Source organism: Myxococcus sp. CA023 (genome assembly GCF_010998615.1).
Lineage (GTDB): Bacteria > Myxococcota > Myxococcia > Myxococcales > Myxococcaceae > Myxococcus.
In genome coordinates this window covers 37,246-56,149 of record NZ_JAAEAH010000027.1, presented here as the reverse complement: position 1 = coordinate 56,149, position 18,904 = coordinate 37,246, and the positions used below count along the sequence as shown (strand labels likewise).

Genomic DNA, 18,904 nt, shown 5'->3' with positions numbered 1-18,904 from the left:
GTCCGACAGCCTTCTGATGACTGTTGCAGTCTTCGTGCTCGCGGGCCTGGTCAAAGGCGTGGTGGGGCTGGGCCTGCCCACCATCGCCATGGCGCTGCTGGCCCTGGTGATGCCTCCCGCCCGAGCGGCGGTCCTGCTCATCGTGCCCTCCCTGGTCACCAATGTCTGGCAACTCCGGCCCTGGTCGACCTTGGGGGCTCTGCTGCGGCGACTGGCGCGGATGCAGGTGGGCGTCTGCGTCGGAACGCTCGTCGGAGCATGGGTGCTGGGCGCGCCCGTTGGCGCGTGGGCCACGGTGTCCCTGGGCGTGGCGTTGGTGGCCTATGCGGCCTGGGGACTCAGTGGGGCCCGACTCTCGGTGGGCCCTGTGGCGGAGACGCGCCTGGGGCCCTGGGTGGGCGCGCTCACGGGCTTCGTGACGGCGGCGACGGGCGTCTTCGTCATCCCCGCGGTGCCGTATCTGCAAGCGTTGGGCTTCGAGCGAGAGGAGCTGATTCAGGCCATGGGTATCTCGTTCACGGTATCCACGCTGGCCCTGGCGGCGGGGCTCTACGTCAACGCCGCTGGCGCGGGGACGCAGCTGGGCCAGTCCCTCCTGCTGTTGTTACCGGCACTCGTCGGGATGCAGGTGGGGCAGTGGCTGCGCCAGAAGCTCTCACCCGTGCTGTTCCGGGCGTGTTTCCTGGTCAGCTTGATGCTCCTCGGGATGCACATGGTTGCCCGCGAAATGCTGGCGGGGTGAAGGTGCTGGGTCCTGGGGCTCGAACAATCGCCATGAAAGTGTCACCGGCTGCGTAGGAAGGCGTAACCGGGCTGTCATTCACGCCCGACACCATGCCGCCTTCCGAAAGGCACCCGGGAGCGGTTCATGCGATTGAAGACGGAGAAGGAAGTGCGCAGGGGGGCGCGTTCGTCCAGCCGGACGCGCTGGTTGACGGTGACGTGGATGGCGACCAGCGTGCTGTCCGCGTGTGGTGATGACGATGCCATCGACCCTGGCGAGCAGCCCGCGCCGCTGGACCTGACCATCCTCCACATCAACGACCACCACTCGCACCTGGCGGGTTCCAGTCTGGAGCTGAACGTGACGAACGCCGCGGGTGACACCGTGGCTGCGGAGGTTGAATCCTCGGGTTTCGCGCGCGTCACGTCCGCGATGAAGGAGCTGGCGGCCGGTAAGGAGAACGTGCTCAAGCTCCACGCGGGTGATGCCCTCACCGGCACGCTGTACTTCAACCGCGCGGGCCAGATTGGCGAGGCCGACGCCGCGATGATGAACACGGTGTGCTTCGACGCCTTCACCCTGGGCAACCACGAGTTCGACAAGGGGGACACCGAGCTGAAGAGCTTCATCGACCGCCTGCATGCCGGCCCGTGCCAGACGCCCGTCATCAGCGCCAACGTCCAGTTCGGCGCGGGCTCCGCCCTGCACACCTCCAGGGCTGCCGGCTACGTGGAGCCCTTCACCGTCGTCGAACGGGGTGGCCAGAAGATTGGCCTCGTCGGCCTGACGATTGCGGGCAAGACGAAGGAGTCCTCCAGCCCGGACGCGGACACCACGTTCGAGGCCGAGGTGCCCGCCGCCCAGCGCGCCATCGATGCGCTGCGGGCCCAGGGCATCAACAAGATCATCGTGATGAGCCACATCGGGTACCAGCTCGACCGGGCCCTCATCCCGCAGTTGAGTGGCGTGGACGCGGTCATCGGCGGTGACTCCCACACACTGCTGGGGCCTGCCGCCATGGAGACCTTCAACGTCGGAACGCCCGCGGGGCCCTACGCGGAGTCGCTGCGCAACCGCGACGGGGAAACCGTGTGCCTGGGGCAGGCTTGGCAGTACTCGCAGGTCGTCGGAGAGATGACCCTCCGCTTCGACGCCGAGGGCGTGGTCACCTCCTGTGGCGGCACGCCCCACGTACTCATCGGCAACCAGTTCTCCATTGACGGGACACCCGTCTCCGAATCCGACAACGCCGCGATGCTGGCCAGCGTGGCCGTCAGCGGCTTCCTGCGGGTGACGCAGCCGGATTCCGCCGCCGCGCAGGTGCTGGCGCCGTTCCAGGGCCGGATCGACGAGTACAGCCGGACGGTGGTGGCCACGGCGGACGACGAGCTTTGCAATCGCCGCGTGCCAGGAAACACGGAGCCGGGTCGCTCCAGCGTGAGCTGCAACGCCCTAGGCGAGGTCCACAGCCGGGGCGGCGACATCCAGCAACTGGTGGCCCAGGCCTACCTGGAGGTGGCGAACGCGGATTACGGCGGCGCGGACATCACGTTGCAGAGCGCGGGCGGCGTGCGCCGGCCGCTGCAGGGACCGGTGACGGCGGCGGACGTCATCGAGGTGCTGCCCTTCGGCAACATGCTGTTCCGGCTGGACATCACTGGTACCGAGGTGAAGTCGATGATTGAGGACGGGCTGCACGCCACGTTCCGGGAGGGCGGCACCACGGGGCCCTATCCGTACACCGGCGGCCTGCGCTTCGACGTCAACGCCGCCCAGGCTCGCGGCCAGCGCGCCAGCAACCTGGAGGTGCTGGACCAGACGACGGGCCAGTGGAACGAGCTCCAGCCGACCGCTACCTATCGCCTGTTCGTGCTGAGCTTCAATGCCACGGGGGGTGATGGCTACGTGACGCTGGCCAACGTGCCGGCCGAGCGCCGCTCCGACATCGGCGTGCTCGATGCCGACGTCCTCCAGACGTACATCGACCGTCAGGCCGAGCGCGAGCCCGGCACGAACCTGCCCGTCCTGCGCAAGGTGGATGCTTCGCTCTACAGCACGAAGTCGTTCGTCGAGTAGCGCGTCGAAGGGACACGCCCGCCTGTCATCGGCCGGTGAAACAGTTGTCCCGTGGCGGACATCGCATCCGCCACGGGACGTGCCCTCAAGGCGTCACTTCGAGCGGCCACCTGTGCTTTCAACTCCGCGATGCGCGCAGCCTTGGGGGCGAGCGCCGCCACGAGTGGCGGTGTGTCACGCCGAGACAACCACCGCCGAGCGCCGTCCCGCCCACCGTCCGCTGCCCGGAGGTCCCTTCACGCAGGCTCCAACCGGTGAACGGTTACTATTGTTGTAGCGGGCCCTGGTGAGAGTCCTCGTCGGTGCGAGGAGGCGCCCGATTTCTTCAAGGCGTCATCTACTGATGGCGATGGTGCCGGCGGGTCTCCTGCTTGGAATGAGGAGAAGAGCGATGACGACCACAAACGCTGAACACCCAGGCCCGCCCAGCCGGTGGCCAGGCACGCGAGGTCGAGGGCGTCTACTCGCCTCCCGGGTTCCACTGGGCCGGAACGGTTTTCGCGTCGCGGGGTATTTCTCCACGAACCCGGATGCCATCCGGAAGCTCAATCCATTCCTGCTTCTGGACGACCACCTAGCGCACAACTCCTCGCCTATGCCCCACCGGCGGGGCGTAGGCGTTCACCTGCATCGGGAATTCTGGAAGGAGGGCGAAAGGTGAACATGAGCGCAGCAAACTTCAACGGGCAGAAGCCGACCATCGATCTGGAAGATGCGGTGATGCTGCTCATCGACCACCAGAGCGGACTGTTTCAGACGGTGCAGGACATGGCGATGCCGTCGCTTCGAGCAAACGCGGCGGCGCTGGCCAAGATGGCGAGCCTCTCGGAGCTGCCCGTCATCACGACGGCCTCCGTACCGCAAGGGCCGAACGGACCCTTGATTCCTGAAATTCATCAGAACGCTCCGCACGCCAAGTACGTTGCTCGAAAGGGCGAAATCAGCGCTTGGGACAATCCGGACTTCGTCGCGGCCGTCAAGGCCACGGGCAAGAAGACGCTGATCATCGCCGGCACGATTACCAGCGTGTGCATGGCTCTCCCGGCCATCGCCGCGGTACACGAGGGCTACAAGGTCTTCGTGGTGGTCGATGAGAAGTTCCCCACCTACGATCGCACGACGATCAACTCCTGGGAGGACGTGGAGTTCCGCAGCGCCATCGAGGCCACGGGTCGCAAGAAGCTGATTTTGACGGCACTGTGGACGGAGGCTTGCCTGACATTTCCAGCGCTCGATGCGCTCAAGGCTGGCTACGAGATCTATGTCGTCGCTGACGCGGTGGGCGGCACCTCCGTGGCGGCGCACGAAGCCGGTCTGCGTCGCATCGAGCAGGCCGGCGGCAAGATAATCAGCGTGCCGCAACTCTTCTGTGAGCTGCAGCGCGATTGGTCGCGAAAAGAGACGGTCCCCGCGTTCATGGACCTCTTCATTCAGACCGGAGGCACAGCGGGTATCCAGTTCTCCTACGACTGGAGCGAATGACCCTTCGAGCCGAAGCCGGGTGGAACGAGACAGTTCGACGAGTCTCGAACAGCGAAAGGACGCGACAGAACATGAGCTGGACGCAAGCGCTCGAACCTGTGTGCACGTCGCTCCCGGAGACCGGATAGATGGACGGCTCGCCGGTCATCGTCGGAATCGCGGGGAGCGTTCGCAAGGGCTCGTACAACGCGGCGCTGCTCCGGGCGGCGATAGAGCTCGCGCCGTCAGGGGCCAGAATCGAATCGGTGTCGATCCGCGGAGTCCCGCTCTACGACGGCGACGTGGAGGCGGAGCGCGGGATCCCCGAGGCCGTGCGGGACCTGAAAGACAAGATCGCCGAGTCGGCCGGGCTCATCATTGTGACACCCGAATACAACAACTCGATTCCCGGCGTTCTCAAGAACGCCATCGACTGGCTGTCGCGCCCGGCTTCGGACATCCCTCGCGTATTTGGAGGTCGTGCTGTCGCGCTGATGGGCGCAAGCCCAGGGCGCTTCGGCACCGTGATGTCGCAGGCCGCGTGGCTCCCGGTGCTACGGGCCCTCGGGATGCGACCGTGGTGGGGCCCACGGCTGCTCGTGGGTGGCGCGAACAAGGTCTTCGATGAATCGGGCCGACTCGTCGACGACAGAGTTCGTACGCAGCTCCGGGAGTACATGGCGGGGTTCGTGGAGTTCGCCGTCGGGAAGGCGACGTAGGGAGCGCCGTAATGGCCGAGGAACGAAAAGATGCGTGAGTCATCGTCGAGGGCGCTGCTACCGGGTCCGCCCAGGAGATCGTGATTGGAGAGCACCGAGATGACTCTGGGCGTCTACGCCCGGCGCAAGAAGTGGTCGCTTGAAGCCGTTGGTGGCGGGCATGCGGGCGGCCCCTGGCTCGCGGCGCCGTGGGTGTCCTCTGCATTCCGCGGGAGGCGTGCCCACGCTTCGGAAGAACCCTGTCGGGGCGTGAGCTCCCCGCCCACGAGGACTCTCCATGAAGACATCCATTCCGTCGCAGATGAAGGCCGCCGCCATCGACCGCTTCGGTGGGCCGGAGGTACTTGGCATGAAGACGGTGGCCGTTCCGGCCGTGGGCGCGGGAGAGGTGCTCATCCAGGTGGAGACCGCAGGCGTCGGCAGCTGGGACGCGGCGGAGCGCGAGGGAGAAATGGAGCTGCTCAAGCCTGGCAAGTCATCCTTCCCCTATGTGCTGGGAACGGACGGGGCCGGCACCATCGTGGCGGTGGGCGAGGGCGTCACGTCCCGCAAGGTGGGCGACCGGGTGTACGGCTACGGCTTCCTCAATGACAAGGGCGGGTTCTTCGCCGAGTACGTGGTGCTGAAGGCCGATGACACGGCACTCATGCCGAAGGGCTTGAGCGCGGAACAGGCGGGCGTCCTGGCCGCGGATGGAATCACGGCGCTTCGAGGCGTGCAGGACGCGCTGAACGTTCGTCAGGGCATGACGCTTCTGGTGTACGGCGCGAGCGGCGGTGTGGGCCATCTGGCGGTGCAGCTCGCCAGGCGACTGGGCGCGCGGGTTCTGGCGGTGGCTTCGGGGTCGGACGGTGTGGAGTTGGTGAAGCGCCTGGGGACGGAGAAGGCGGTGGACGGGCGAGGCGGTGATGACGTGGCGAAGGCGATTCGGGACTTCGCGCCGGACGGGCTCGACGCGGCGCTGGTGCTCGCGGGCGGCGAGGGCAGGGCCCCTGTGCTACAAGCCGTGAAGAAGGGAGGCCACATCGCCTACCCGAATGGCGTCGAGCCGGAACCACGGGCTCCCGAGGGTGTGAAGCTCACGGCGTACAATGGCGAGTCGAATGCTGACGTCCTCGCGCGCCTCAACCGCCTCATTGAAGCAGGGCCCTTCCATGTCGAAGTCTTCCAGGTGTACAGGCTAGACGACGCGGGTCGCGCGCTCGAAGCCGCGAGCAAGCACCATCTGGGCAAGCTGGCCCTGCGCATCCACTGAGCCACCGCGCGCCGCGCCAGGACGCTGGGCGTGGACTTCGCGGCCGCCGCCGCTGGAGCCGGGCGGAGGGGCCCGTCCAAGGTTAGAATCCGCGGATGAACTCCAGCCCATCCAGCCGGTCGTCCGTCGTCGTGGCGGAGCTGGGGCCCACGAACACGGGGAAGACCCACCGAGCCATCGAGCGCATGCTCGAGCACGGTTCGGGCATCATGGGGTTGCCGCTCCGCCTGCTCGCCCGTGAAGTCTATGACCGGGTGACCGCTCGGGTGGGTGAGGGCCGCGTGGCGCTGATGACGGGGGAGGAGAAGCGCGTGCCCCCGCGCCCCGACTACTGGATTTGTACCGTCGAGGCGATGCCGACCGACAAGCCCGTCGACTTCCTCGCGGTGGATGAAATCCAGCTCGCTGCTCACCGTGAACGCGGGCACGTCTTCACGGACCGACTGCTCCATGCGCGGGGACGCAAGGAGACCTGGTTCCTGGGCGCGGACACGATGCGTCCCATGGTCCAGACGCTCATCCCCCATGCCTCGGTGAAGCGCGCCACCCGCCTGTCACAGCTTCGTTATGCCGGGCATCGCTCCTTGAAGAGCCTCCCGCCGCGGTCGGCGGTGGTCGCGTTCTCCGCGGACCGCGTCTACGAGCTGGCCGAGTCGCTGCGGCGCCTCCGGGGCGGCGTGGCCGTGGTGCTGGGCGCGCTGTCTCCCCGGACGCGCAACGCCCAGGTGGCGATGTACCAATCCGGAGAGGTGCAGTACCTGGTGGCCACGGATGCCATTGGCATGGGTCTGAACCTGGACCTCAACCACGTGGCCTTCGCCGCGCTGTCCAAGTTCGACGGCGCCGACCAGCGCGAACTCTACCCGGACGAACTGGCGCAGATCGCGGGCCGCGCCGGCCGCCACTTGAACGACGGGAGTTTCGGCACGCTGAACACGTTGCCGGAGCTGCCGCCGCGGGTGGTCTCCGCCATCGAGACGCACCGCTTCCCGGCGGTCCGGAGCCTCATCTGGCGCAATGCCGCGCTCGACTTCTCGAGCCCAGAGGCCCTGCTGGATTCACTGGCGCGCGCGCCGGGCCACAGTGCCTTCATCCGGGTTGAGCGCGCGGATGACTTCGATGCGCTCAAGGACCTCTCGCGTGTTCCAACCATCCAGGACCTGGCCACCGGGCCGGCCATGGTGGAGCTGCTGTGGCAGGTCTGCCAGATACCCGACTTCCGCAAGGGGCTCTTCGGCCAGCATGTCGCGTTGCTGCGTGAGACGTTCCTGCAACTCACCGCGGGGGACGGGAAGCTGGACGCCGTCTGGCTGAACAAGCAGGTGGCTCCGCTCGACGACGTGTCCGGAGACATCCACACGCTGATGGACCGGCTGGCGGCCATCCGCATCTGGACGTACATCAGTCATCGGCCGGGGTGGCTGAACGAGGCGGAACACTGGCAGGAGCGGACGCGCGGCATCGAGGATGCGCTGGGGGACGCGCTCCATGAACGGCTCGTCGAGCGCTTCGTGCAGCGTGCCGCGAGGCGCAGCACGCGTCGCTTTGTGAAGGCCACCGCGCGCCCGCCGTCCGGTTCGGCCAGTCCCTTCGCCAAACTGGGGCAGATGCTGGAGGAGATGCCGGGCGCCGAGGGCTTCGCGATAACGGAGGAGCAGTTTGTCCAGCGGGTGGTGGACGCGAGCCATGACGCCTTCCAGGTGGATGCCACTGGCGCCATCTCCTTCGAAGGCGAGCCCCTGGCACGCCTCGTTCGCGGGACGGACCGCCGCTCCCCTTTGGTGGCACTGGCGGAGCCGGAGGTCTGGACGGGCGGCGCGCGGCAGCGGCTGGAGCGGCGTCTGCTCGCGCTGGCGCGGGACCTCGTCACCGAGGCCATGGGCGGCTTTCCCGCCGAGTCCTTCTCAGGAGCAGGGCGCAACGCGGCGGCGCGTGGGCTCGCGTATCGCTTGTCCGAAGGATTGGGCGTGATTACGCAGGGCGAGGCGCATGAGCAGTGGCGGCTGTTGGATGAGGAGGCTCGCGCGCGCTTGACGGAGCAAGGCGTCTGCGAGGGACACCGCTTCGTCTACGTCGCCGAGGCCCTCAGCCCGCATGCGCTGGCGCGGCGCAGCATGCTGACGTCGCTGTTCCTCCAGCGGACATGTCCCACCGGGGTGCCACGAGAACCCGTGCTTCAGCTCTCCGAGTTGGACCGCCGGGACGCACGTGCCTATGGGTACGAGGTGCTCGGGAGCGTGGTTCTCCGCATCGACATCGTCGAGCGGCTGTGCGAGGCCCTGCGCCACCCGCACGGGGGCCGGCAGGTGCAGGCGCTCATGCAGGACCTCCGCCTGGAGGGTGGTATCCGGGCTCGGGTGCTGCGCGAGCTGGGAGGCGCCACTGGAAACCCTCCGCCGCGGCGGCGCCGTCGCCGACGTGGCGGCGCCGCGCAAGTGTCCGGCACGAGCGGCGCTCACCCAAGTTCGCCTCGGAGCGGGGCCTCGGAGCGGGAGGGACGTCGGCCCCGGGAGGGGGCGGTCCGGAATGCCACGGAGTTTCGAGGCGAATCCTCGGACTCATGAGGCGCTGGCGCACCCGTCTGCGTCGGAGCTCCTCGTCTGAAGGGGCGGCTCGTGCAGGTGCTCGGCGACTGGACGTCCGCCGAGCCGGGCCCCGCCCCCGCCAGCCTTCGAGCGCTGGTGGCGCTCATCCGGGAGCGGAGGCGAGGCCTTGCTCAGGGCTTCATGGGACGACGGCGCTCAGTTCGCTTCGCGCCCGTGCGGCTTGTGTCGCTTTGAGGGCATGAACGTCAGGGTGGCCGCATTGGCGCCGCCGCCACTCCCCGCCGGCACGAAGACGTCAATGAAGTTCCCCGTCTTGCCGCTGAAGCGCAACACCGTGGCCGGGAGGAAGTCCGGGATGTACAGGTTGCCGTCGGGACCGAACTCCATGTCCACGAAGTCAGTCAGGCCACCGCTCCCCGACTCGACGAAGACGTCGATGAAGGCGCCCGTCTTGGCGTTGAAGCGAAGGACGTCATCTCCGGCCGTGGTGCCAACGTAGAGCTTGTGGTCCTTGCGAATGGCAATCGTCACCGCGTCGATGTCCGGGATGAAGATGGCACCGGGCTGTCCGGCCGCGGGGAAGGGCGCGCCATTCTCGTCGTAGCGCACCACGTTGTTGCCGATGATGCTGACGACGAACAGGTTCCCCTTCTTGTCGAACGCCATCTTCTGGGGAACGAGCAGTCCGCCGCCCGAAGCGAACACGTCGATGAAGGCGCCTGTCGTCCCGTCGTAGCGCAGCACGCTGTTGGTGCCGCCAAAGCTGTCGGCGACATACAGGTTGCCATCAGGACCGAAGATGAGGCCGCCGGGGAAGCCCAGCCCGCCACTGCCCACGGGCACGAAGATGTCGATGAAGGCGCCCGTCTTCCCGTTGAAGCGCAGCACCTCCCTGCTGGCGAAGCTGGCGATGTAGAGGTTGCCGTCAGGGCCGTAGACGAGCTCCTGCGGGTTGTTGAGCCCGCCAGCGCCAGGCGGGATGAAGACGCCCACGAAGTCGCCCGTCTTCCCGTCGTAGCGCAGCACGCTGCTGTTCACGTTGTTGCTGACCAGCAGGTCGCCTCCCTTCTTCTTCCGGACCTTCACCTTCACCGAATCCAGGCCCCACTGTTCGTTGGCCTCGCCTCGAGGCGGGTCCGCGAAGCGGAGTGTCAGCCGGTCTCCGGTGTGCCCGAAGGTGAAGGACAGGGGGTAGATGGCGTCCCCCTTGCTGCCATAGCCGGACTCGTCCCGGTACCCGAGCTTGCCCTTCATCGATGCGCCGGTGAGGCCCGGATGGCTGCCTTGGAGGTAGGGCTTCGGGTACGACTGCGAGTAGCGTGCGTCGAACGGCGCGTCGTCATTGGAGAAGGTGGCATCCAGCAGGACGGGACCGTCGTCCACGCTCGCGACCCAGCGGTCCGGCCCCTTCGTCGTGTCGTTACCGTCCCACGACTTGAGGACGAACAGCTCCAACTGGACCTCGACCTCGTCATGGTCCGGCAGCCCGGCCAGGTTGAGCGTGACTTCCTGTTCGCTGAAGGGCCCCAGGAACTTTCGTTCTCCCTTCGGCGTCCGGGACACGGTGCGGTGGCTCCACTCGGGGCCCGCGCCTTTCCCGAAGTTCTCTGAATAGACTTTCTCCTCCGCGTTCTTCCACTGTGCTTCGACGCTTTCCTGTTCGACAGACTCCGACTCCAACTCCGCCTGCTCCGCGAAGCTGTCTGCCTGCTCGTCGGGTCCTCCCATGCACCCAACCAACCACCACGCTGCGAGTGCTGCACAACCCAGCCGCCAACCCTTCATGAGCTGCCTCCCCTTTGACGCGCGGCCCAGAATGCGGACACGGCGGGAGGGCGGCCATTGACTGGGAGGGTTCCACGCGTCCGTGCACAGGACGCTTCGATGCCCGGCAATCCGGACCCGGAGCATTCGGGATGCGCCGCTTCATGCGCGGGGAGGGCCAAGCAGGGGCTCGGGCGCCGGGCCTACCTGCTGCGTCCTGCTGGGGAGGCTGGGTGGGCGCCGCTGCGTTTGTCTAACGCCGCGCGGACACGAGCAACATCATGGGGCGCTCCCGCTCCTCGGCCAGCTCCGGCTGGGCGGAGAGCTGCGCCTCGGTCGGACCCCATTCGTTGACCTGGCGCAGACTGAAACCGGTGTGAATCCTTCGAAGAAGCCGGGGGCGTCGTAGATGTTCTGCGCCATGCTGGTTTCTGAGCACCCTTTGCGCGGGCCTGCAACCGATGCGCTCCCATCCGTCATTGCGCGGACGTCACGGGGCGCGGCTCAGTCATCGAGCGTTCCCGCCTGGAGCGCGATGCGGGCCGTGCCCGCCATGTTCTCCGCCAGCGCTTGCACCGAACCCGATACCTTCTGAGTCTCCTCGACGGTGCGCAGCGTATGCCGCATCTGGGCGGACAGGTCTTGAATGGCCTGGGCAATCTGGGAGGTGCCCGCGTCCTGCTGCGCCACCGCCGCGGAAATCTGCCGCACACTGGTGCCGGTGTCGTCGATGATGCCCGTGAGCCGCTGGAGCTGGGTGCCGGAGGCGCGCACCGCGTCCAGGCTCGCCTTCACGCGTTGCTCTCCCTGTTCACTCATCTTCGCGGCCTCACGCATGCTCAGACTTACGCCGTCGAGCACCTCGCGGATGCGATGGGTCGCCAGGATGGACTGGTCGGCGAGGCTGCGGACCTCTCGCGACACGACGCCAAAGCCCCGGCCGTGCTCCCCGCTACGCACGGCCTCGATGGCGGCGTTGATGGCCAGCATGTTGGACTGGTCCGCCAGACCCTTCACGGTGTCCACGATGCTGGAGATTTCGCGGGTGCGTGCGTCCAGCGCGAGGATGCGGCTCGACATCTCGGAGACCTCCTGGCGGATGGCTTCCAGGTTGGTCAGCGTGTGGGTGATGGCCGCGCCGCCATCGCGCCCCGCCTCCTCGGCGGTTTCGATGGAGCCCGCGAGCAAACGCGCCTTGTTCGCCGTCACCAGGGAGCCCTGCCGGATTTCCTGGACCGTCTGCTCAGCCTCGCGGAGCGCCGCGGCCTGCCGGCTGACACCCGCCGTCTGCACCTCACTGGACGTGCGCAGTTGTTGCGCCACCGCGGCCAGCTCGCCAGCGCCGCTCCCCATGTCCTGGGCGAGCCGCTTCACTTCATGACGATGCTCCTCGAGCTGGCGCGTGTGCGACGCGAGCGCGCGCACCACCAGCACCGAGCGGCGCACGACGATGCCCACCAATGAGAGCGTGAGCGCCAGGAAGCCCCAGTGCATGAGCGAGTCCGTGGCCTCCGCCAGCCCGAACACCGGCAGCGTGGTGTGGATGACGACACCGAAGAACACGCCCAGGCCCATGGAGAAGATTCGCGCGTCGGGGTTGCCCCGCCACGCAGAGATACCCGCGACGATGACGCACCCGAGCAGGCAGGGCACCGAGTAGAGGACGAAGAGGCCAAGGTTCCGCTGCGCCATGCCCAGGTCGGCCATCACGATGATGACCTGAAGGGCGGCCGGCACGCACGCGGCCCAGGCACTCCAGCGGAACCAGCGCATCCGGTTCTCCAGGACGCTGTCGGAGATGAACCAAGCGAGCGCGGGCAGGATGCAGTGCGAGCCCACCAGCGTGAGCTGGCTCCCCAGCAGATAGCCGCCCCAGAGCGCGGGAATCAGGCCGCTCGTGCCCAGAAGCAGGGCCGCCGAGCCGCTCGTGAAGATGACGAGCGGCAGGAGCATCTGAGTCTGGCGCCGCACCAGGGCACCCAATGCGGCGGCACTGGCGATGGTGAGCAGCAGCATGCCCATGACGAAGGGCGCCAGCCCCGTGCGCGTCACCGTCGCGAGCAGCTGGTGGTGTGCCCCCACCCGAGCCGCGCCTCCCACGCCGATGATTGGACCGCTGCTCTGGATTCGCAGCAGCAGGCGCGAGCCTTCCACCGTGGGTGGCAGGGGGACGAGCCGCCACGCGAGGTTGTCCGTCTCCTCCTTGCCCGAGGGATTCAGCCGCCCGCTCGCATGGATGCGGTGGCCGTTGGCGTAGACCTCGAAGGCATTGGCCACCGTGCCCAGGTAGAGCGCGGGCTCCAGCCACTGCCCCTGGGGGACGGGGATGCTCAGCCAGAGGACGGTGTGCGCTCCCCGGCCCGGCGGCTCGCGGAGGGCCGCCACGGGCTGCCACGCCTGCTCATCCCCGGACTCCAGTGCCCAGGCTGGTACATCGGCGGGGCCCGGCGGTGAGTCGCCCCAGCGGTATCGCCAGCCCTGATTCAAGTCGATGCTGGGCCGTCCTGTATCCGCCCACGCGGAGGTGGAAAGTATCAGGAGGAACGGCAGCACCCAGCACCACGACGTGCGTCGTGAAGACATGCATGCGCCGGCAGGTGAGACAGGTGAAACACCGGGGACTGCGTGAATCGCCGGTGCGTGAGTCGGAATGCGGATGTGACGCATGGATGCGTCCATCCTCGGGTGCGGGAGACGCCCCTGTAAAATGGGTCTGCTTCACCCCGCCCGGTCGCTCGACCTCTGCCCGTATGTGTTTCATCGACAGGCGGTGAGACCTGGGTTCGGAATTGCGAGGATTTTGTGTTTCACGAGTTTTGCCGGCAGGGCAAAGCTCCGGTGGGGATGCCGGACGGCGCGGCGCGTGTATCACCGCGCCACCCGGCTGGGAGTCCTGGGGCGGCGAAGACTCAGCGCGCGCCGCGCTTGACGCGGCCCACCGACCATTCGACGAGCTTCCGGGCCTGACGGTGAAGGGCCGTCTGTTTGAGGGCGCCGTTGAGCTGATCAGCGAGCTGGTGCCGCAGGGGCGGGGTGGCGATGTGCTCTTCCAACTCCCGGATGCGCTGGGCCTGCTCCAGGAGGCGATGTTCCAGTTCGTGGAGGCGTTGCGCCTGGACCGGGTTCGACGTCTCGTTGACGAGGTGTCGAACCGGAGGCGGCGAAGGCCGGCGGGCGATGAGGTCGGCGTTGTCACCCTTGCGAAGAACGAAGTTCAGCGTGTTCCGGGTGAGGGCCTTGGGTACGCGAGCGCCGCTCTTCTCCACGTATAGACGCAGCACCTCTTCGTCGAGTGTGACAGGGAACATGTCGAGCACTTCTGGCTCGAAGCCCGTCCCCACCAACAAGGGGTCGATGTCGCCCAGCGCCAGCTCGAGCTCATGGTGGCTGACGCCGATGCCCCATCGGGTCAGCAGCATGGGGGCGTCTTCAGCGGACGCCTGGGCCATCGAATCTCGGAAGTTCTCGCGGGGGGAACGTGAGGCATACGGCCACCCGAGTTCATGTGGCAGGAAGTGGAAGAACGGCATCAGGGACGTGTGCGCGTCGAAGTACACGAGCCGGTTGGGCGTATCCACGACGACGAGCAGTCCTCCGGGACGCAGCAGGTCCCAGCCGGTGCGGAGCGTCTCCAGTCGCTCGGCGGGCGTCTGATGTTCGAGCACCGCATACAGCACGAAGATGTCGGCGCCCTCGGAGTTCTCCTGCCTCAGCTGTTCCAGCAACTTCGCGGGCTCCACGACGCGAATGTCGACGTTGCGCAATCCCAGGGCCTTCATGCGGCTTTGGGCCGCGCGCACGGAGGGCGCGTGGATGTCGTATCCCGTGACGTGGCTGGCGACCTGGGCAAAGGCCGCCGTGCTGGAGCCCGTGCCACAGCCCAGCTCGACGACGTTCGCCTTGCCCAGCTTCGCGTATCGCGCGAGCCAGGGCAGTACGTGGTCGACGCACCGGTTGTAGCGGCCATCCACATGGTCCGCGATGTCCGACTGGCCGGCCGGCGTCTTCAGGAAGCCCGCATCGAAGTCCGCGAAGTAGGATTGCAGCAGGGCCTCGCGCACATTCGCCAGGAGCGTGGGGTTCTCCATCCTGTAAGCCTCGAAGCCCGTCGCCATGCTTCTGTCTCCTCGCCGTTGGTGGTGGAGCGAACTGCGGGCACGGAAGGTACCAACCGAGGCCGCTCCGGGCGAGCAATGGCGCGTGCGAATGGTGGCTTAATGGCGAAGCGGCGTGCCGGTGCTGGGGCGGATGTTTTGATTCACGCGGAAAAGGTTGTTCGGGTCGTAGCGGTCCTTTACTTCCACCAGCCTTGCGTAGTTGTCCTGGTACGTTGCCTGTACGCGTTCCTGGCCCTCGTCCATGAGGAAGTTCACGTAGGCGCCGCCCGCGGAATAGGGATGCAGGGCATCCCAATAGTCCTTCGTCCAGGTGGTGATGTCCCCGGCCTTGTCAGGAGAGGGGTCCACTCCGACGATGACCTCCGCCCACCGCGCGTCCCGGAAGCTGAAGGCGGTGTCGCCTGGTGCCGCCCGGTGCGCCGCTCCGTCGATGGGATAGAGGTGCATGGTGGAGTGCATCGTGGGCAGGCGGTGGGCGAACGCCACGTGCCGGGAGATGGCTTCGTCCCCCAGTTCCCGAACGAAGTCCGCGCGCCAGTACCATTGGAGGCCTGGCGGATAGAGCGCATCGAACATGGTCTGCAGCGCGGGGTAGGGCATGGTCTGCACGCCGTCGAGCGCGGGGGCCATGGCGCGCACGGGCGCGAAGAGCGCGTCGGCTTGAGCTGGGTCTCCGGTGTAGCACCACACCACCGCGCACATCTTCTGCAAGTGCAGGTGGGGCGGGAAGGGCGCAGCGGGCGGGACGACCATGAAGGCGAAGAAGCCCGTGAGTGTCTCGGGCGCGGCGGGGATGAACTTGCGGTACCACCGCATCACTTCCTCGGCGCGTTCCAGGGGCCAGAGCGTCGGCCCTCCCAGGATGGTGTCCACCGGGTGGGCCTGGAAGAGAAAGGACGTGACGACGCCGAAGTTGCCGCCACCGCCGCGCACGGCCCAGAACAGGTCCGGGTGCTGCTGGGCGTTCGCGGTGACGAAGCGCCCGTCCGCCAGCACCATGTCCACGGCGAGCAGGCTGTCGATGGTGAGGCCGTAGCGACGCGAGAGGTGGCCCAGGCCACCTCCCAGGGTGAGGCCCCCCACGCCCGTGGTGGAGATGATTCCCGAGGGAACGGCGAGCCCGAACGCGTGCGTGGCATGGTCGACTTCGCCCCAGACGCTCCCTCCCGCGACACGCACGGTGCCCGATTCGGGGGCGACCCTGATGCCGCGCATGAGTGACAGGTCGACGACGAGCCCCCCGTCGCAGGTGCCCAGGCCGGCGCCGTTGTGCCCACCCCCACGGACCGCGAGTAGGAGGCCCTGCTCGCGTGCGAACTCCACCGCCGCGAGGACGTCCGCCACGTCGGCGCACCGGGCAATCAACGCCGGCCGCTTGTGAATCATGGCGTTGTAGACGCGGCAGTGCTCCTCGTAGTCCGCGTCCCCGGGGCGAACGAGCCGGCCGCGCAAGCGGGCCCGTAGCTGCTCAACCCGGCCTGGGGGCAGCCCGGGCGGTCGTCCTTCGCCTGTTCGCGCAGGCTCACTTCGAGGGTCCAGGGGCATGGCTTTCTCCTCCGTGGGGCCGTGATGGGAAAGGCCCCCTACAGCCAAGCTAGGGACGGTCGGCGAGCGCGAAGGCGCGTTCACGGCAGGTGGGCGGGAGGGGGCGCCCAGGCACGCGTTGGCGGAGGGACGAGGACGTGGCGCTTGGCAGGCCGGATAGGGGAGGGGGCAGACCAGGAGCTTCGTCTTCCTTCGTCGCCACAGGGATTGAGTTTGAGGTCTGGGGGCCGCGGCTCCTGGATGGTTGTCTGATGATGGCTATATCCAGAACGGCAGCGCGGGATGGAGATTGTCAATCCATGGGCAATTCGCCGTGCCATGCTGGCGTGAAATGGAGGGCGCTGTCAGCATGGGCATGAGGGGAATTCAGCGGCTTGCGGGTGTCATACTGGCCGCGGTGTTGTCCATGGGGGCTGCGGAGAGCCCTCGGGCTGCCATTGTCGGAACAGTCTTTGATTCCGAATGGGAACACCCTCTTCCAGGCGTCAGCGTGACGGCACGTTCAACCTTGGCGCCGGGAGAGATACGGACGGAGACGGATGCGGCTGGAGCCTATCGCTTGGATGGAGTTCCGCCTGGGACCTACTCGATTCGGTTCGAGCAGGAGAAGTACACGGCCCATTCTCAGGAGCGCTTGGAGGTCGCAGAGGGTTCGACCCTGCGTGTCGATGCCTGGCTGAGTGAAAAAGCCCCCACCTTCCACATGCGCTGCGGGGGAATCTCCAGCGACCTGGCCCACACCCCCAGGTCATTTACCGCATCGAACGTGGTTGTAGGCCTGCCGGTGGGCAGGCCGCGAGGCGGGAGCGGAGGACTGCGCGTCGCGGAGAGTCTTGCTGAGCTCAGTCCTGTCACGCTACTTGACCCATCTGGCTTCGCCATCCGGGGCGCCTCTGCGTCCGAGAACGGCTATCTGTTGGAGGGCTTCTCCACCCGAGATGCCGTCACGGGATTGAACCTGGTGCCGCTCAGCATGGAGTTCGTTTCCCTCGTGACGGTGCATGCGGGAGGCTCCATGCCAGACCAGGGACGGGCGAACGGTGGTGTCATCGAGGCTCGATTGCCGTCAAGGTGCCCCCGCATCTCCGGATCCGCCTTTGCTTCCTGGACCCCAGGCGGGCTGGAGGGGGCGCGTGAGTCCATTCCGAACGCGGGTTCGGTGGGCTCCAGCCGGGATGGGCTCAAGAACCTGGGAGACTTCGGGGTGACCCTGGGCGGTCCGCTCGTGCGGAATCGTCTCTCGTTCTTCGCGGGCGTTGTGCCGACGCTCAGTCGCAACGGGCGGCGCGATGACCTGACAGACCACCGTGGAATCCAGGCGGTGGGCCGGCTGACGTACCATGTCGCTCCTGGTCATGATGCGTCACTGCTCGTCCTCGCCACGCCTTCGTTGGCACGAGGGAGGGATACTGCCGATCGGCCTTGGGAGTTCGACAGTGAGACGGTCCTGGGGATGTTCGACTACAACGGCATGTTCCTGGAAAATTATCTGCTCGTTTCCTTCAAGGCGGGATGGCTGAATCACAAAGCCGTCAGCCGTGTGTCGACTGGTGATGCACTGCGAGAGCAGCGTCGCTTTCACGCGAAGACCGAGGGGTATTACTTGTTGCACGCCCTTGGGACTCACGTGTTCAAGGCGAGTATTGACGCGGAGCACTCCATGCACGATTCGATAAAGCCGGTCGCATTCCGTGCGGCAAGCACAGTCTTGGGGGGATTCGTGCAGGACACATGGAACGTGAGTCACTTGCTCACGCTTCAGGGCGGCGCTCGCTATGATGTGCAGTCCCTGCGGGAGGGATTGAACGGGCGCCGGGAGCTCACGACCTACCTGCTTTCACCGAGGGCTGGCGTGGTCATCAATCCACGGTCGATGTATCACTCGCAGCTCTTCGCATCCTTCGCGAAGTACCACGACTTGGTGCCGCTCGGGCTCATGGATGCAGAATCGGGCCAAGGCGTCACCTTCGATCCCAACCTCGTCCCGACGTCCTCCCGTGAGGTCATCGTGGGGGCTTCGCATGAGTTTCGCCCAACGCAAAACGGAAATCTTTGGTTCCAGTTGGCTGCGCATTACGCTCGGCGTCGGCTTGATTCCGCGCTGGCATCCCTCGACAATCCAGACGATGAGGGTGTGCTGATTGGCAATCCGGGTATCGGGCTCGCAGCGGCGCTTCCGAAAGCTGTTCGTACTTATGATGCCGTGACAGTGTCGGTACAGCCGAGATTCTATTGGGTGCACACCCAATTCAGCTACACATGGTCGAGATTGCACGGAAACCAGACCGAGCCACTCGGCGCCGATGCAGGGCGCCCCTTGGTTCGACAGCAATTGCTTCCGGCGGACCGCACTCATTCCATCAAGGCCACCGGTACCCGTGGTTTCGAGCTCGCTCGTAAGCTCCACTTGCTCACAGGAGTTTCCTACCAGGGCGCATCTGGAACGCCACGGGATGACTTGGGGACCCGGAATCGTTGGGTCCACGTCCTCGATGCCCACATGGACTTGAAGTATCTAGTATCGAGGTTCGAGTCGGTGTCCTTCGAACTTGCTGCACTCAACCTGTTGAACACGCAGCCGGGGGCATTGTTGGGAGAGGGGCGCTCGGTGGAGTCTGACGGGGTGCCCCCCTTGTATGTCCTGCCGCCGCTACAGGTGCGGTTCGGAGTGCGCTACTCGTTCTGACGAGTTGGTT

11 protein-coding genes are annotated in these 18,904 nt (G+C 66.7%); 7 read left to right on the top strand and 4 right to left on the bottom strand.

Translation table 11 applies throughout. The annotated features are described in order from the left end of the window. Positions 1 to 16: 16 nt before the first annotated feature. The 6 genes from F8M74_RS14140 (at position 17) to F8M74_RS14115 (ending at position 8,799) form a co-directional block, all read left to right on the top strand. Positions 17 to 742, top strand: coding sequence for a sulfite exporter TauE/SafE family protein (locus F8M74_RS14140; RefSeq protein ID WP_228560272.1), 726 nt, complete (start codon positions 17 to 19; stop codon positions 740 to 742). Positions 743 to 868: 126 nt separating this feature from the next. Further along, positions 869 to 2,800: a bifunctional UDP-sugar hydrolase/5'-nucleotidase gene (locus F8M74_RS14135; protein ID WP_228560273.1), complete on the top strand. Its 1,932-nt coding sequence runs from the start codon at positions 869 to 871 to the stop codon at positions 2,798 to 2,800. Between the two features lie 663 nt (positions 2,801 to 3,463). Continuing rightward, positions 3,464 to 4,282, top strand: a complete 819-nt coding sequence (locus F8M74_RS37820; protein ID WP_141255632.1) for an isochorismatase family protein — start codon at positions 3,464 to 3,466, stop codon at positions 4,280 to 4,282. Positions 4,283 to 4,410: 128 nt separating this feature from the next. Then, the gene (locus F8M74_RS14125; RefSeq protein ID WP_141255633.1) at positions 4,411 to 4,980 is read left to right on the top strand and encodes an NADPH-dependent FMN reductase; all 570 of its coding nucleotides are present in this window, start codon (positions 4,411 to 4,413) and stop codon (positions 4,978 to 4,980) included. Between the two features lie 277 nt (positions 4,981 to 5,257). After that, complete coding sequence (locus F8M74_RS14120) at positions 5,258 to 6,235, top strand: NADP-dependent oxidoreductase (protein WP_171410292.1); 978 nt, start codon at positions 5,258 to 5,260, stop codon at positions 6,233 to 6,235. Positions 6,236 to 6,330: 95 nt separating this feature from the next. Further along, positions 6,331 to 8,799: a helicase-related protein gene (locus F8M74_RS14115; protein WP_141255634.1), complete on the top strand. Its 2,469-nt coding sequence runs from the start codon at positions 6,331 to 6,333 to the stop codon at positions 8,797 to 8,799. 177 nt (positions 8,800 to 8,976) lie between these two features. Here the strand turns inward: F8M74_RS14115 and F8M74_RS14110 are convergent, their stop codons facing one another. From F8M74_RS14110 to F8M74_RS14090, 4 genes are all read right to left on the bottom strand, one after another. Then, complete coding sequence (locus F8M74_RS14110; protein ID WP_228560275.1) at positions 8,977 to 10,509, bottom strand: SMP-30/gluconolactonase/LRE family protein; 1,533 nt, start codon at positions 10,507 to 10,509, stop codon at positions 8,977 to 8,979. Between the two features lie 540 nt (positions 10,510 to 11,049). Next, on the bottom strand, positions 11,050 to 13,224 hold the full coding sequence (locus tag F8M74_RS14100) for a methyl-accepting chemotaxis protein (RefSeq protein WP_141255636.1): 2,175 nt from the start codon (positions 13,222 to 13,224) through the stop codon (positions 11,050 to 11,052). 230 nt (positions 13,225 to 13,454) lie between these two features. Beyond that, the gene (locus tag F8M74_RS14095; protein ID WP_141255637.1) at positions 13,455 to 14,660 is read right to left on the bottom strand and encodes a class I SAM-dependent methyltransferase; all 1,206 of its coding nucleotides are present in this window, start codon (positions 14,658 to 14,660) and stop codon (positions 13,455 to 13,457) included. Positions 14,661 to 14,759: 99 nt separating this feature from the next. Next, positions 14,760 to 16,115 (bottom strand): FAD-binding oxidoreductase, encoded by a 1,356-nt coding sequence (locus F8M74_RS14090; protein ID WP_228560279.1) that lies wholly within the window; start codon positions 16,113 to 16,115, stop codon positions 14,760 to 14,762. A 424-nt stretch (positions 16,116 to 16,539) separates the two neighbouring features. On the opposite strand from F8M74_RS14090, the gene F8M74_RS14085 reads away from it, so the two are divergent. Next, positions 16,540 to 18,894 carry a TonB-dependent receptor gene (locus F8M74_RS14085; RefSeq protein WP_141256415.1) on the top strand — a complete coding sequence of 785 codons (2,355 nt, stop codon included), beginning with the start codon at positions 16,540 to 16,542 and terminating at the stop codon, positions 18,892 to 18,894. The last annotated feature ends 10 nt before the right edge of the window (positions 18,895 to 18,904 follow it).